Genomic DNA, 15,939 nt, shown 5'->3' on the forward strand with positions numbered 1-15,939 from the left:
TTCTTAAAAGATAAAACTACAAAAAACAAAAATAAATTACCCTTTATATTCTGCCGATTTTAGTCCTTTTTGAAAAGGAGCTTTCAGTTGATAAAGTACATCATCTGACTTTTCTGCATCTAAAATATCTACTCCATAAACAATATCATTGGTGTCTTCGTAAATGAATGTGCCAAAAATTCGATCCCAGAAAGAAAAGATATTTCCAAAGTTGGTATCTGTCCATGGCATTACATGATGATGATGGAATTTATGTGTATTTGGAGAAATAAACACATAACTAATAGCTTTATCTAACCAAAGAGGAAGTTGAATATCTGCATGAGAAAAATAGGTAAAAAGTACAGTTAATATTCTATAAATTAAATAATAAGCTAAAGGTAAGCCAGCTATTATAATACCTAACAACGCAAAAGTTTCTCTAAAAATAAAATCAATTGGATGATGTCTTGTGCCAGAGGTAACATCTACATGCCTATCACTATGATGTACTGTGTGAAAACGCCACATAACAGGTATTTTGTGCAACATAAAATGCACTACATATTGAGACATAAAATCTAAAATCATAATGGCTAAAATAATTTCTACCCAAACAGGAAAATCAACTAAATTTAATAAGCCAAAGTTGTTAGTGTCTAGCCAAAGAAAAATACCAGCTGTTATTAAACCGAAAATGACATTTATTAAAATTGTAGATCCTAACAAAACAAAGTTAGTTTTTGCATGTTCCCATTTATTGTATTTATGTTTTTTAAGAGGATAAACACCTTCTAAAATCCAAAATACAGATAGGCAACCTACAATCCATATTAGTTTTTGTACACTGGTTAAGTTTTCGAAAAAAGTAACAATTGCATCCATTTAATTGAATATTAATGTTATAAAACTAAGAAAAACTTTAACAAGTTGTTAAAAATCAATCGTTTTTTAACAGTTATCTTTGTTCGTTTTAAAACAACTTCTATGCCTCGTTGGTTAATACCTTTAATAATCTTAGTAATTGTAATAGTTGCAGTAGAGATATATACTTTTCAAGCTTTTAAAACAATCTCTAAAAATAAGTGGGTTCGTTTTTCATTTTTAGCAATTAGTGCTGCAGTCTATATCAACTTTTTTATTACAATGTTAACTTATGATAGAGGAAATGGACAAACCCCACAGTTTCAAATGGCAATGGGCTTAATGCTAACTTTTGCCATTCCTAAATTGGTTGTTATAATTTTTCTATTTGGAGAGGATATTTATAGATGGATTGTAAAGTTGATTTCTCTGGTTTCTAGTGGAGAAACAAAATCGATTCCTAGTAGAAGAAAGTTTATTTCTCAGTTGGCTTTAGGTATTGCAGCCATTCCATTTGTGTCTTTTATATATGGAATTATACAAGGGAAATATAATTACAAAGTAATAAAATATCAATTATCATTTGATGATTTACCAGCTGCTTTTGATGGTTATACCATTACTCAGATTTCAGATATTCACTCAGGTAGTTTTACGAATAGAGAAAAAATTCAATATGGAGTAGATTTAATCAATGAACAACAATCAGATTTGTTATTGTTTACAGGTGATATTGTAAATAATAAAGCAGATGAAATGGATGATTGGATTGATGTTTTTGATAAACTATCTGCAAAAGAAGGTAAATATGCAATTTTAGGGAATCATGATTATGGAGATTATATGGATTGGAAAACCCCTCAGGATAAAATTGATAATTTTGAGAAAGTAAAAAACATTCATCAAAAAATTGGTTTTGATTTATTGTTAGATGAGCATAGATACATTGAAAAAAATGGAGATAAGATTGCGCTTCTAGGAGTGGAGAATTGGGGTAGAGGATTTAATCAGGCAGGAGATTTAGAAAAAGCGTCTGCAGGAGTTCAGAAAGACGATTTTAAAATTTTAATGAGTCATGATCCTAGTCACTGGCAAGAAAAAGTTAAGAAAGATGATTTTAATTATCATTTAACTTTAAGTGGACATACGCATGGTTTGCAAATGGGAATTGAAATTCCTGGGTTTTTAAAATGGAGTCCTTCTCAATACGTTTACAAACAATGGGCAGGATTGTATGAGGAGTTTGGTAGATTTATAAATGTGAATAGAGGTTTTGGCTATCATGCATTTCCAGGTAGAGTAGGTATTTGGCCAGAAATTACTGTGATAGAATTGAAAAAAGCCTGATTATCAGCTAATTTAATTAGATTTGCTATATTTGTAGCAATAGATACAAAAATTATCTTATTTTTTTAGTTTAAGAAAATACTGTTATGACAAAATTTGGAGAATTAATTAGTGTTGAAAAACCAGTTTTAATCGATTTTTATCAAGATTGGGATGATGTTCAAAACACAGTAGATACTTTAAGAGATGTAGCTGCAGCTTTAGGTGATAGAGCTAAGGTAATTAAGATTGATATCAAAAAAAATGAAACTTTAGCAGACGCTTTAAGAGTTAAAGGTAATCCTACTTTTATGATTTATAAAAATGGAGAAATGAAATGGCGTCAAACAGGTTTTCAAGACGCTAATACCTTAATTGGTTTAGTTCAGAAATACGTTTAAGAAATAATATTATTTTATAAAAAAAACCGCAAACTTTACGTTTGCGGTTTTTTGTTTATTCTGCATCTTGTGGCATTATATGCTGAAACAGATTTAGTGTTTTATTAAATTCATCTTGTAGCTCTTTTATGAATTCTTGATCTGTATCATATTGTGATACTTGATCAATTATTCCTCTATAAAGATACCTGAAGGTAACATCAAATTCTTCGAAAATAATGTCAAAATCTTCAGAAGAAAAAGTGCTAAACCAAACTAATTTTTCTTTAAATAAGCGAATTAAGTCTTCTGCATTTTTTCTCGCTTTTTTAACTTCTCCTAGTTTGTAATACATTTCTGGATACTCCATAGATAAACTATAATGATCAAAATCTTCTATAGGCATTTTTTCTAATGATAAATCTAAAACTTCAATAGCCTTAATTGTATCACCTTCTTCAGCAAGTGCTGCAGATAAACGCATAAGACTATTTCTTAAAGAAATAACATTTCTTTTTGTCTGCTCATCTAAATAGATTTTACCATCGTTAATGTTTCTCCAATCCCATTTTTGGATGTTGTTATACATTTTTTCGGTGTCTATTCTACCAATATCAAAAAGGGTAAGTTCACGAACCACTTGCCCATTTTCATTGTACACTTTTGTTGGCGTTTTAATTGGCACTAGTTTAAAGGCAACACCATCTAATTGTAGATAATCTTTAAGCCAAATATATTCGCTATTTGTATTAGAACCTCCAGTAAAATAAATTGGTCTTTCCCAATTGAAATTATTTAGAATGTCTAACATTAAAATTGTGTTTTTGGCAATAGCTCTATCTATAGTTATATCTATATAAGGCACAATTTTATCTGCATCTTTTTGAGCTACTATACCATATTTTAATACGTTTTCTTTATTAACAGGAATACGAATTTTATTGGTTGGTAATATTTTTTCAGGATTACCATCTTCATCTAAATCGTAAAAAGTTCGTTTACTATCACTTCTAATCCATTTCATAAAATCTTTTAGATCTAGAACCGAATCTTTTAATTGAGGAAATAATTCTTGAAAGTAGTAGGCAACATCTAATGTCCCATACTTATACTCATCATGTGTTAGTTCTGATGGAATTGGATCTGCATCATAACTTTTCTTCTTCATTTGGTCTATGTACCAATCTGTTTGAAAAAGGCTTGTATTGACCAATTTAACATCGGTTCTAATACCTTCTACTTCTTGCATATACCAAAGAGGAAAAGTATCATTATCACCAATGGTGAACATAATTGCATTAGGGTCTGTACTTTCTAAATAGGCTTGTGCATTTAAATGGGTGGTGTACCTGTTAGATCTATCATGATCATCCCAATTTTGATACGCCATTAATACTGGTACTGTCAGTAAAGAAGCAGCAGTTACTGCAATTGCTACTTTTTTACGAGTTGCAAAGTTTTTTAAATATTCATACAAGGCTAATACACCAAAACCTACCCAAATTGCAAAAATGTAAAAACTACCAACAACAGCATAGTCTCTTTCTCTTGGTTCAAAAGGTCTAGGATTTGTGTAAAATATAATTGCAAAACCTGTGAAAGCAAAGAATAAAAATAGGGTAAAGAAGTTTCGTTTATCCCATTTAATTTGAAAGAATAAACCTACCAATCCTAATAAAAGAGGTAGAAAAAAATAGGTGTTTCTTCCTTTATTTAAGAGTACTTGCCAAGGTAACATTTCTTGAGACCCAAGTCTTGCTTCATCAATAAAATCAATTCCACTTAACCAGTTTCCATTAAAAATGTCTAATCTACCTTGTGTATCATTTTGACGACCTACAAAGTTCCACATAAAATAGCGTCCATACATATAGCCAAACTGGTAGCTAACCATAAACTTTATGTTTTCTGCAAAAGTTGGTCTTCTTTGGCTGTTTTGTGGAATGCCTGCAATAGCTTTATATTTTTCTTCTGATGATGGATTAACCATTCTAGGAATAAATCCTTTATGTTTATCAGAATAATTAGGCAATACATCTTTGTAAACATTTACAATAACATACTTACCATCTTTCTTTTCGTATTTTGGTTTGTCATCTCTAGTTGGGTTATCTCTGTCTCTTTCATCACTGTATTTATTAGAATAATATGTGTCATAAAAAACATTAGCATCTCCATATTGTTCACGCTCATAATAGGCTAATAATTCACGAGCACTGGAAGGATTATTTTCATTAATAGTAGTATTGGCATTCGCTCTTATTGGAAGCATCATCCAAGAAGAAAAACCAATAACAATAAATAATAATGATAAAATTAAAGTGTTTGCAGTAAGCTTATTTTTCTTTCTAGTAAATTTTAAACCAAAAAAGAAAAGTGCCACTAAGATAATTGCTGCAATAATACTACCAGAATTATAAGGTAAACCTACAGAATTGATAAAGAATAATTCTGAAGCACTAAAGAATTTTAGTGTAAAAGGGAATATAAATTTAAATACTAAAATTAAAACAAAAACCGAAAAAACAGTAGCAATTGCAGAGGTTTTTAAATTGATGTTTTTATAGGTTTTAAAGAAATATAACATAACAATTGCAGGAATAACCAACAAGGAAAGTATGTGAACCCCAAAAGATAAACCAACTACAAAACTAATAAGTACAAGCCATTTGTTTCCTCTTGGTGTATGAATTTCACTTTCCCATTTTAAACCTAACCAAAATAAAAGGGCCATTAAAAATGATGACATGGCATACACTTCACCTTCTACAGCACTAAACCAGAAACTATCAGAAAATGTGTAAGTAAGAGACCCAACTAAACTACTACCTAAGACAGCAATTCTTTTACCTTTAGAAATATTACCTGTTTTTGCAGATAGTTTTAGAGCCAAATTACTAATGGTCCAAAACATAAAAAGAATGGTAAAAGCACTAGCTAAGGCAGACATAAAGTTTACCATTTTTGCAATCTGAGTAACGTCAGTAGTAAACATTGCAAAGAATGCCCCTAACATTTGAAAAAGAGGAGCTCCTGGAGGATGACCTACTTCCAATTTTACAGAGGTGGCTATATATTCTCCAACATCCCAAGCACTTACAGTTGGTTCTAAAGTTAAACTATAAGTTATTAAGGCAATTGCAAATGTAACCCATCCTAAAATGATGTTCCATTTTTTATAATTTTCTACTGTCATTTTTCAAGTAATAATATCTTAGCGAATGTACTAATAAATATGAAAAAAAGAAGGTTTTGTGCTATTTTCTAAATGACTAATTCCTCATAAAAGTTTGTTAAAAGTAAAATTTTTAAAAAAATGTTTGTGAATTTAAAACTTTACTTTAAATTTGCACCCTCAATAAAGCATTGGCCTATGGTGTAATTGGTAACACACCGGTTTTTGGTACCGACATTCAAGGTTCGAGTCCTTGTAGGCCAACAAAAGCAACTAATTTTCGAAAGAACTTTAGTTGCTTTTTTTTATGTTCTTTATTTTCGTTTAGATGAAGCTCTCACAATAAGTTCTGCCTCTAAAATGTTTTTCTTCAAAGTTTGGTTTAATTGATCTTGATCTTTATACTCCAAAAATGTTTTAGCAGCTATTCTTCCAATTTCATAACTATGCTGATTTACACTAGTAATTTTAGGACTAACCATGTCAGTAAAGGGTTCATTTCCAAAACCAACTAAAGCAATTTCATCAGGAATAGAAATATTTTGTTCTTTTATAAGCTCTAATACTCCTAAAGCAGCATAATCTCCAGCAACATAAACAGCATCTGGTCTGTTTTCTAGATTTAATAAATCTTGCATTTTTAATTTACCATCTTCTTTGGTTAAATTACTCTCTATAAGCAATTCTTTATCTAGTGGTAAATTATGCTTTTTTAAAGCATCTATATACCCTCTAATTCTGTTATTATAAATTCGGGTTCTTTTAAAACCACCAATATGTGCAATTCTTTTACAACCCTGCTCTACTAAATGATCTACAATTATATGACTACTATTGTAGTCGTCAATCCCAATATAATCTACATTTAAGTCGTTTTCACCTCTATCAAAAGTTATTAAAGGGATGCCAGCAGCTTTGATTTTTTCATAATGAGCTAAATCTACAGTTTCATTTGCCATTGAAGCTATGATGCCATCTACTTGTGTAAAAAGTAAAGCATCTATATTTGCACATTCTTTTTTATAAGATTCGTTAGATTGTGTAATTATTATATTATAACCTTCTGTATTTAAGCCTTCTTCTATATTATGAATTACAGATGAAAAGAAATTACTATTCGTTTTTGGCACAATAACTCCAATAAGTTTGCTTTTTCCACTTCGTAAAGCACTTGCTAAATGATTGGGCTGATAATTTAAGTTTTCAGCAACTTGTCTTACAGCTTTCTTAGTTTTATCGCTAATTCTGCTATCATTATGCAATGCTTTAGAAACTGCTGCAGTAGAGATATTTAAGACATTTGCTATATCTTTTATGGTAGTTTTGTTTTTTTTCGCCAAATTTATATATATTTGCTTAATCGTTTAAACAAAAGTACGGTTTGAAAGGTTAGAATCAAAACAAATAGTAAAATATAGGTTTTGATTTTATTTTGAAACACTGGTTAAACGTTTAACCAAATTAAATTTTATAATATTTCATGGGAAAAGTAGTAACATTTGGAGAAATCATGTTAAGATTAGCTCCACAAGGATTTTTAAGATTTTCACAAGCAAATAACTTTGATGTAGTTTATGGTGGAGGAGAATCTAATGTAGCAGTTTCATTAGCAAACTATGGTGTTGATGTAGACTTCGTAACACGTTTACCAAAAAATGACATTGGTGAGTGTGCAATGATGGAAATGAGAAAAAGAGGAGTTGGTGTAGATAAGATTGTTTATGGTGGAGATCGTTTGGGAATTTATTTCTTAGAAACAGGAGCTGTATCTAGAGGTTCTAAAGTAGTTTATGATAGAGCACATTCTGCAATTTCAGAAATTGAATCTGGAATGATAGATTGGGATAGCGTTTTTGAAGGTGTAGAGTGGTTTCATTGGACAGGTATTACACCTGCAATTTCTCAAGGAGCAGCAGATGTTTGTTTAGAAGCAGTAAAAGCAGCAAGTGCAAAAGGTGTTACTATTTCTACAGATTTAAACTATAGAGCAAAATTATGGACATATTGTGATGATGCTCATAGAGAAAAAATCATGACAGAAATTACTTCTTATTGTGATATTATTTTAGGTAATGAAGAAGATGCAGAAAAGCATTTTGGTATACATCCAGAAGGTTTAGACGTTCATAAACATGGGCATGATGTAAAAGCAGAAGCTTTCTTATCTGTTTGTAAACAAATGATGGAAAAGTTTCCAAGAGCTAAAAAGGTAATTACTACATTAAGAGGTTCTATTTCTGCTTCGCACAATACATGGGCTGGAGTTTTATATGATGGTTCTAAAATGTACGAAACTCGTCAATACCAAATTACAGATATCGTAGATAGAGTTGGTGGAGGAGATTCATTTATGGGAGGTTTAATCTACGGATTATTAAAATACCCAGAAGATGATCAAAATGCATTAGACTTTGCAGTTGCAGCTTCATGTTTAAAACATACAATTAAAGGAGATGCTAACCTAGTTACAGTTTCTGAAGTAGAAAAATTAATGGGAGGTGATGCTTCTGGTAGAGTAGCAAGATAAAACCAAGAAATTATGGCACAATATTCAAGATTAGAAGTAGCTCAAGTAATGAAAGATACAGGTTTAGTGCCTTTATTTTTTAATAGTGATATAGAAGTAAGTAAGAAGGTTTTAAAAGCTTGTTATGATGGTGGTGCAAGATTATTAGAATTTACAGCACGTGGTGATTTTGCTTTAGAAGTTTTTACAGCATTAACAAAATATGCAATTGCAGAATTACCAGGTATGATTATGGGTGTTGGTTCTGTAACAGATGCAGCAGCAGCTTCTTTATACATGCAAAATGGTGCAAATTTTATTGTTACTCCAGTTTTAAGAGAAGATATTGCTTTGGTTTGTAACAGAAGAAAAGTACTATGGTCTCCAGGTTGTGGTTCTTTAACAGAAATTGCAAGAGCAGAAGAATTAGGATGTGAAATCGTAAAGTTATTTCCAGGTGGAATTTACGGTCCAGACTTCGTAAAAGCAATAAAAGGACCTTGTCAATGGACGAGCATTATGCCAACAGGTGGTGTTTCTCCAACAAGAGAAAATTTAGAAGGATGGTTCAATGCAGGTGTTACTTGTGTTGGAATGGGATCAAAATTAATAGCAAAAGACGCTAATGGTAATTTTGATTTAGATAAAATTGAAAGTATGACGAAGCAAGCCTTAGATATCATAAAAGATTTAAGGAGCTAGTCAGTTATTTGATTATTTAAAACGCGAAAAACTCCAACTTAAAAGTTGGAGTTTTTTATTTTTGTGTAAAAAGATATCAAATGAAAGAATGGATTTACACAAATAGCATCAACCTAAAGTTTATTTTAAGTTCTACAATTGCAGTTTATTTTGCAATAATATTTTTAACTAGAATTTTTGGAAAACGAAGCTTTTCTAAAATGTCTAGTTTCGATTTTGCTTGTACAATAGCAATTGGTAGTGTTATAGCTTCTACACTTCTAAGCAAATCTGTACCATTGTTTGATGGTTTATTTGGTCTTCTTTGTATCTTTTTATTGCAAGCAATAACAGCCTTTTTAAGAAGATTTAATATTGTTAATAAAGTAGTAGATAACTCTCCATTATTGCTAATGGATAAAGAAACCATCCTTTGGGATAATTTAAAAAAAGCCAAGGTTACAGAAAGCGATTTAAGAGGTAAGTTGAGAGAAGCAAATGTTATAAGATTATCTGAAGTTAAAGCTGTTGTTTTTGAATCTACTGGAGATATTTCTGTGCTTCATTCAAGTGGAAAGGAAGAAATTGAAGACTGGTTGTTAGAAGGCGTATCCAAAAAATAATATCAATTGAGTTATCAATAATAGTAAATCAGCAAATTTATTTTTCAATGTACAGTTAATTTTGTGTAAACGAGTATTAACAACAAAAAATTTGAAAAATGAAGGTACAAGCTTATTTAGCATTTGATGGAAAATGTCAGGAAGCATTAAATTTTTATGGAGAGTTATTTAATGCAGATGTTAAGAACAAAGAAACTTATGAAGATAAAAAGATTGATGTTCCATTAAACTATAGAAAAAAACTACAGCATGCAGAATTAAAAGGTAAAGGTATACACTTAATGGCTTATGATGCAGCACCAGATACACCATTAAATAATGGTAACACCATAAGTATAAGTGTAGATTTAACAGATAAAAATGAAGCAGAAGATGTTTTTAATAACCTATCAAAAGAAGGGATAACTCACCACAATTTTACAGAAAGAGAATGGGGTTATTTTGGTAGATGTACAGATAAATATGGAATTAGTTGGATGGTAAATTGCAACTGTTAAAATTAACTATAAATAAAAATGGATTGTAGGGAACTGCAATCCATTTTTTATCTTTACTAAAATCTACACTTTGAAGTTTATAAAGTTCACAAAAAAAGGTATTTATTGCATTCCAGGTAAATTCTATTTAGATCCATGGTTTCCTGTAGATTATGCTATTATTTCTCATGGTCATGCAGATCATGCAAGATGGGGTAACAAGCATTATTTATGTCATAATGATTCTAAAGCCATTCTAAAACACAGAATTGGCCAAGACATTTCTATTGAAAGTATGGGTTATAATGAGCCTAAAATGATAAATGGGGTTCAAGTTTCCTTCCATCCAGCAGGTCATATCATTGGTTCTGCACAAATACGTTTAGAACATAAAGGATATGTAATTGTTTTTTCTGGTGATTATAAAACGCAACCCGATTTTATTTCTGTGCCTTTTGAACCTGTAAAATGTAACGAATTTATTACTGAAAGTACTTTTGGGTTGCCTATTTATAAATGGAAAAGCGAATTAGATTTACAAGCTGAATTACAAAATTGGATATTACAAAATCAACAAAATAATAGAACCAGTGTTTTTATAGGATACAGTTTGGGTAAAGCTCAAAGAATTATGAAATTGGTAGAAGGTGTAGATGATGTTTTTGTGCACTCAGCAATTAATAATTTAAATAATGCTATCTCAGATTCAGGAATAATAATTCCAGAAACTACCTTAATAAAACCAGATTTCGATAAAAAAGACATTCAAAATAAAATTGTAATTCTTCCACCAGCTTTATTGGGTTCTAAAATGCTAAAAAGAATTCCAAATGCAGCCACAGCTATTTGTTCTGGTTGGATGCATATTCGTGGAAATAGAAGATGGAAAGGAGTTGATGCAGGATTTGCTGTTAGTGATCATGCAGATTGGGATGGTTTACTAGAAGCAGTTAAAGCCACAGAAGCAGAAAAAGTATATGTTACTCATGGTTCCCAGGCTGTGTTTTCTAAATATTTAAATGAAATTGGTATAGAGGCTCATGAACTAAAAACAGAATATGGAGAAGATGAATTGGCAAAGCAAGACACTTTAAAAACTGAAACTGCTTAGCTATGAAAGACTTTTCTAATTTAATAAGTGCTATAGAAATCACCAATAAAACCAATGCTAAAATTGAAGCTTTGGTTAGTTATTTTAAAACTGCTCCAGACAAAGATAAATTGTGGCTAATTGCATTGTTTACAGGTAAAAGACCAAGTAGACCTGTAAAATCAAATTTAATGAAAGGTTGGGTGATGGAAATTACGCAACTTCCTGAATGGCTTTTTTTAGAAAGCTATTCTTCTGTGGGAGATTTAGGAGAAACCATTGCTTTGCTTTTACCAAATCCTGAAAATGAAATTGAAAAAGCACTACATGTTTGGATTGATGAACTAATCAATCTAAAATCAAAAACAGACGAAGAAAAGAAAGCATATGTTTTAAATGCTTGGAATGGTTTAAAAGCTCAAGAGCGTTTAATTTTTAATAAACTAATTGGTGGTAGTTTTAGAATTGGAGTTTCTAAAAAAACACTAGTAAATGCATTGGCAAAATTATCAGGTATAGATGCCAACCAATTAATGCACAGTATCATTGGTAATTGGACTCCAGACACCATCACTTTTGATGAATTGTTGAGTGGAGAACACATTAATTACGACAATTCTAAACCCTATCCTTTCTGCTTGGCTTACGCTTTAGAAAAAGATTTAGAAAATTTGGGTGATGAAAATGATTGGCAAGTAGAATACAAATGGGATGGAATTCGTGGACAAATTATTAAAAGAGAAGATGAGGTTTTTATTTGGTCTAGAGGAGAAGAGTTGGTTACGCAACAATTTCCAGAAATTGTAGAAGCAGTATTACAATTGGAAGGTAGTTTTGTAATTGATGGAGAAATTTTAGCCATAAAAGACAGTGCAGTATTGCTTTTTAATGATTTACAAAAACGTTTAAATCGTAAAAATGTAACTAAAAAATTACTAGAAGAAGTACCTGTTGGTTTATATATTTATGATATTTTAGAAATTGATGGCATAGATTTACGTGAAAAATCTATAGCTGATAGACGCTTAAGATTAGAGGCTTTATTTCAACAAAATAAAAGTAATATGCTTAAATTATCTGAGGTTATCAATTTTAAGAATTGGAACGAATTAGATGATTTAAGAAATGCAGCAAGAAGTTTTAATTCAGAAGGTTTAATGCTAAAAAAGAAATCTTCTATATATCATGTAGGTCGTAAAAAAGGCGATTGGTGGAAATGGAAAGTAGATCCTTTAACAATAGATGCTGTAATGATTTACGCGCAAAAAGGTAGTGGAAGAAGAAGCTCTAAATACACAGATTATACATTTGCAGTTCAAAATGATGATAAATTAGTAACTGTAGCCAAAGCATATTCAGGTTTAACAGATAAAGAAATTACCGAAATTTCTAGATGGGTAAATAAAAATGCCATCGAAAAATTTGGGCCTGTTAGAACTGTAAAACCTGAGTTAGTTTTCGAAATTGCTTTTGAAGGTATTGCCTATAGTAAACGTCATAAAAGTGGAGTTGCACTTCGTTTTCCAAGAATGAAACGTTGGCGAAAAGATAAAACTGTAAAAGATATTGATACCATAGAAAGTGTAAAAGCATTAATTGAAGCAAACTAGAAAATTGAGCAATTTTAAACAAACCCAAGGTTACCAAATCATTCAAAATTGGATGGAAGAAAAAGGTCATGAACCTTTTAGTTTTCAATCGCAAACTTGGGAACGTTTTCATAATAATTTTAGTGGAATGGTTGTAGCACCAACAGGTTTTGGAAAAACGTTTTCTGTTTTTTTAGGTGTTGTTATCGATTATTTAAATCATCCTAATAAGTATAAAAAAGGATTAAAATTAATATGGATTAGTCCTTTAAGATCTTTAGCCAAAGACTTGGCAAAAGCCATGAATGATGTTGTAGAAGAAATTGGTTTAGATTGGGCTGTTGAGGTTAGAAATGGAGATACACCAACCAAAGATAGAAGACGTCAAGAACGTTTAATGCCAGATGTTTTACTAACAACTCCAGAAACATTACACTTACTTTTTTCTCAGAAAAAAAATTCAAGATGGTTTAAAAACGTAAACTGTATTGCTGTTGATGAGTGGCATGAATTGTTAGGTTCAAAACGTGGTGTGTTAACAGAACTAGCAATTGCCAGAATTCGAAATCTATCACCATCATTAAGAATTTGGGGAATCTCAGCAACCATTGGTAATTTAGAAGAAGCCAAAGATGTTTTAATTCCTTATGAGGTTAAAACAACTATGATTCGTGCTAAAGAAAAGAAGAGAATCAAAATTACTTCTTTATTGCCAGATCAAGTAGAAGAATTGTCTTGGGCAGGTCATTTAGGCAAACAAATGAGCTCTAAAATAATTCCTATTATTTATGAAAATACAACCACTTTAATTTTTACAAATACTAGAAATCAAAGTGAGCTTTGGTATCAAATAATTATTGATGAAGAGCCAGATTTAATTGGTCAAATTGCAATTCATCATGGTTCTATAGATAAAGTACAACGTAATTGGATTGAAGAAGCCATTTCAAAAGGGTTATTAAAAGCAGTAGTTTGTACTTCTTCTTTAGATTTAGGTGTAGATTTTAAACCAGTAGATTGTGTAATTCAAATTGGTTCTGCTAAAGGAATAGCACGTTTTATGCAAAGAGCAGGTAGAAGTGGGCATTCGCCTTTTGAAACCTCAAAAATGTATGCAGTTCCTACACATTCATTACAATTAATAGAAGTTGCAGCTGTAAAAGAAGCCGTAAAACAAAACGAAATAGAAGCTAGGCAACCTTATGTATTAACCTATGATATTTTAGTACAATTTTTAGTAACACTAGCAGTTGGTGAAGGTTTTAAACCAGAAGAAACTTATGAGTTTATCAAACAAATTCATGCTTTTCATTTTTTGACCAAAGAAGAATTTGATTGGTGTATACATTTTATAACCCAAGGAGGAAATACCTTAAAAAGTTACGAAGAGTTTCATAAAGTAGTCTTAGATGATGATGGCTTTTACAGAGTAAAAAGTAGGAGAATAGCAATGAATCACAGAATGAATATTGGTGTAATTGTTAGCGAAGTTATGTTGTTTGTAAAATTCTTTTCTGGTGGTTATATTGGTATGGTTGAAGAGTATTTTATCTCAAAACTAAAAAAAGGTGATGCTTTTGTTTTAGGTGGTAAAGTTGTAGAAATTCAACAAATAAAAGACATGACAGTCTTAGTAAAAAGAAGTAAAAAGAAAAAAGCAATAACACCAAGTTGGATGGGTGGAAGACTGCCTTTAACTTCTGGATTAACACATTTCTTACGTTTAAAATTAAGTGAAGCTTTAACACCAAACAACAGGGAAAAAGAATTGAAGTTCTTACACCCATTATTAAAAAGACAAGAAGCAAATTCTCACATACCAAGACATGATGAGTTTTTAATAGAAATGATTGAAACCAAAGAGGGTTTTCATTTGTTTGCCTATCCTTTTGAGGGTAGATTGGTGCATGAAATCATGGCTTCTTTAATTGCTTATAGAATTAGTCAAATTAAAAAGTTAACGTTTACAATTGCCATGAACGATTATGGTTTTGAGTTGTTGAGCGATCAAGAAATTCCGTTAACAGAAGATAATATGAATGCTATTTTTTCTAAAGAAAACTTAATTAAAGATGTTACAGCCAGTATAAATGCAAGTGAAATGGCTTCTCGTAAATTTAGAGATATTGCAGTTGTTGCAGGTTTAGTTATACAAACACAACCAGGAAATCGTAAAACAAATAAGAGTTTACAATCATCATCTGGTTTAATTTTTAGGGTTTTAAATGATTATGAACCTTCTAATTTATTATTGAAACAGGCTTATAATGAGGTTTTTGATTATGAGCTAGAAAAAGTACGTTTACAAGCTGCTTTTCAACGTATTTCTAACAGTAAAATTATTTTAAAAAAAGCACGTAATTTTACACCTTTGAGCTTTCCTTTAAAAGTAGATAGCTTAAGAGGTACAATGAGTAATGAAGATTTAAGTAAACGTATAGAGCGTATACAAAAGCAGGCTTTAAAATGATTCAAAACATTTCGATTATTTCTAAAACAATACCATGTAATGATGAGGTTTTAGAGTTAACCAATCAACGTGTTATTTATTGGAAAACCCAAAAAAGTTTAATTTTAAGTGATTTGCATATTGGTAAATCTGCACATTTTCAAAAAAGCGGAATTCCAATTCCTAAAAATGTTTTAACCACAGATTTAGAACGCTTAAAACAGCTTATTGAGCACTTTAATGCAGAAAATTTAATTATTGTTGGTGATTTATTTCATGCAGGATATAATTCTGATTTAGATGAATTTAAAAATTGGCTAGTACAATTTTCAAATTTAAAAATTCAATTGATAAAAGGGAATCATGACCGATTTTCGAACGCAATTTATGATCAGTTTCAAATTGAAGTTTTTAAAAAAGATTTATTCTTAAATTGCTTAAAGTTTGTGCACGATTTTGAAGAACCTTCTAATGATTTTTTTACAATTTCTGGGCATACACACCCAGGGGTTTTTATAAAAGGTAAAGGTAGACAACGTATAAAATTACCTTGTTTTCAGGTTACAAACAATCAATTAATCTTACCCGCATTTAGTTTGTTTACAGGTTTAAATACCAGAAGTGCGCCTAAAAATTGTAAAAATTATTGTTTTACAGATGATGGAATTTTTGAACTATAACTTATTAGAAATATGTTAGATTTTTTTAAAGAAGAACCATCAATATTAAAAATAGTGTACGCAATAACTTTTGTGCTATTTTGGTATTATAGCTATTGTTTTTTTACAGACACACCTTTAC

The 15,939-nt window shown here is 30.6% G+C and carries 13 protein-coding genes and 1 tRNA gene; 11 read left to right on the forward strand and 3 right to left on the reverse strand.

Annotation, left to right across the window (positions count from 1 at the left end; all coding sequences use genetic code 11):
* Positions 1 to 36: 36 nt before the first annotated feature.
* Positions 37 to 864: a sterol desaturase family protein gene (locus LPB302_RS10630; RefSeq protein WP_053973566.1), complete on the reverse strand. Its 828-nt coding sequence runs from the start codon at positions 862 to 864 to the stop codon at positions 37 to 39.
* Positions 865 to 966: 102 nt separating this feature from the next.
* Here LPB302_RS10630 and LPB302_RS10635 point away from each other — a divergent pair, with 102 nt between their 5' ends.
* Both LPB302_RS10635 and LPB302_RS10640 read left to right on the forward strand, forming a co-directional pair.
* Positions 967 to 2,190, forward strand: coding sequence for a metallophosphoesterase (locus tag LPB302_RS10635; RefSeq protein WP_053973565.1), 1,224 nt, complete (start codon positions 967 to 969; stop codon positions 2,188 to 2,190).
* Between the two features lie 86 nt (positions 2,191 to 2,276).
* Complete coding sequence (locus LPB302_RS10640; protein WP_053973564.1) at positions 2,277 to 2,570, forward strand: thioredoxin family protein; 294 nt, start codon at positions 2,277 to 2,279, stop codon at positions 2,568 to 2,570.
* A 55-nt stretch (positions 2,571 to 2,625) separates the two neighbouring features.
* Here LPB302_RS10640 and LPB302_RS10645 read toward each other — a convergent pair whose 3' ends face one another.
* Entirely contained in the window at positions 2,626 to 5,745 is a 3,120-nt protein-coding gene (locus tag LPB302_RS10645; RefSeq protein WP_053973563.1) for a glycosyltransferase family 117 protein, read from the reverse strand.
* Between the two features lie 171 nt (positions 5,746 to 5,916).
* On the opposite strand from LPB302_RS10645, the gene LPB302_RS10650 reads away from it, so the two are divergent.
* Positions 5,917 to 5,988, forward strand: a tRNA-Gln gene (locus tag LPB302_RS10650).
* A gap of 50 nt (positions 5,989 to 6,038) precedes the next feature.
* On the opposite strand, the gene LPB302_RS10655 is transcribed toward LPB302_RS10650, so the two are convergent.
* A complete protein-coding gene (locus LPB302_RS10655) occupies positions 6,039 to 7,064 on the reverse strand; it encodes a LacI family DNA-binding transcriptional regulator (RefSeq protein ID WP_053973562.1) in 1,026 nt (341 codons plus the stop codon).
* Between the two features lie 140 nt (positions 7,065 to 7,204).
* On the opposite strand from LPB302_RS10655, the gene LPB302_RS10660 reads away from it, so the two are divergent.
* The 8 genes from LPB302_RS10660 (at position 7,205) to pdeM (ending at position 15,818) form a co-directional block, all read left to right on the forward strand.
* Positions 7,205 to 8,251, forward strand: coding sequence for a sugar kinase (locus LPB302_RS10660; RefSeq protein WP_015481768.1), 1,047 nt, complete (start codon positions 7,205 to 7,207; stop codon positions 8,249 to 8,251).
* A 12-nt stretch (positions 8,252 to 8,263) separates the two neighbouring features.
* Entirely contained in the window at positions 8,264 to 8,932 is a 669-nt protein-coding gene (locus tag LPB302_RS10665; RefSeq protein ID WP_053973561.1) for a bifunctional 4-hydroxy-2-oxoglutarate aldolase/2-dehydro-3-deoxy-phosphogluconate aldolase, read from the forward strand.
* An 80-nt stretch (positions 8,933 to 9,012) separates the two neighbouring features.
* A complete protein-coding gene (locus tag LPB302_RS10670) occupies positions 9,013 to 9,534 on the forward strand; it encodes a DUF421 domain-containing protein (protein ID WP_053973560.1) in 522 nt (173 codons plus the stop codon).
* A 98-nt stretch (positions 9,535 to 9,632) separates the two neighbouring features.
* On the forward strand, positions 9,633 to 10,031 hold the full coding sequence (locus LPB302_RS10675; RefSeq protein ID WP_053973559.1) for a VOC family protein: 399 nt from the start codon (positions 9,633 to 9,635) through the stop codon (positions 10,029 to 10,031).
* A 70-nt stretch (positions 10,032 to 10,101) separates the two neighbouring features.
* A complete protein-coding gene (locus LPB302_RS10680; protein WP_053973558.1) occupies positions 10,102 to 11,121 on the forward strand; it encodes a ligase-associated DNA damage response exonuclease in 1,020 nt (339 codons plus the stop codon).
* Between the two features lie 2 nt (positions 11,122 to 11,123).
* Positions 11,124 to 12,710 carry an ATP-dependent DNA ligase gene (locus LPB302_RS10685; protein WP_053973557.1) on the forward strand — a complete coding sequence of 529 codons (1,587 nt, stop codon included), beginning with the start codon at positions 11,124 to 11,126 and terminating at the stop codon, positions 12,708 to 12,710.
* A 4-nt stretch (positions 12,711 to 12,714) separates the two neighbouring features.
* Positions 12,715 to 15,159, forward strand: a complete 2,445-nt coding sequence (locus LPB302_RS10690) for a ligase-associated DNA damage response DEXH box helicase (protein WP_255164344.1) — start codon at positions 12,715 to 12,717, stop codon at positions 15,157 to 15,159.
* A complete protein-coding gene (pdeM, locus tag LPB302_RS10695; protein ID WP_053973556.1) occupies positions 15,156 to 15,818 on the forward strand; it encodes a ligase-associated DNA damage response endonuclease PdeM in 663 nt (220 codons plus the stop codon). Before LPB302_RS10690 ends, pdeM begins: the two co-directional genes overlap by 4 nt.
* The last annotated feature ends 121 nt before the right edge of the window (positions 15,819 to 15,939 follow it).

Source organism: Polaribacter dokdonensis, from assembly GCF_024362345.1.
In the GTDB taxonomy this organism is placed as follows: Bacteria; Bacteroidota; Bacteroidia; order Flavobacteriales; family Flavobacteriaceae; genus Polaribacter; species Polaribacter dokdonensis.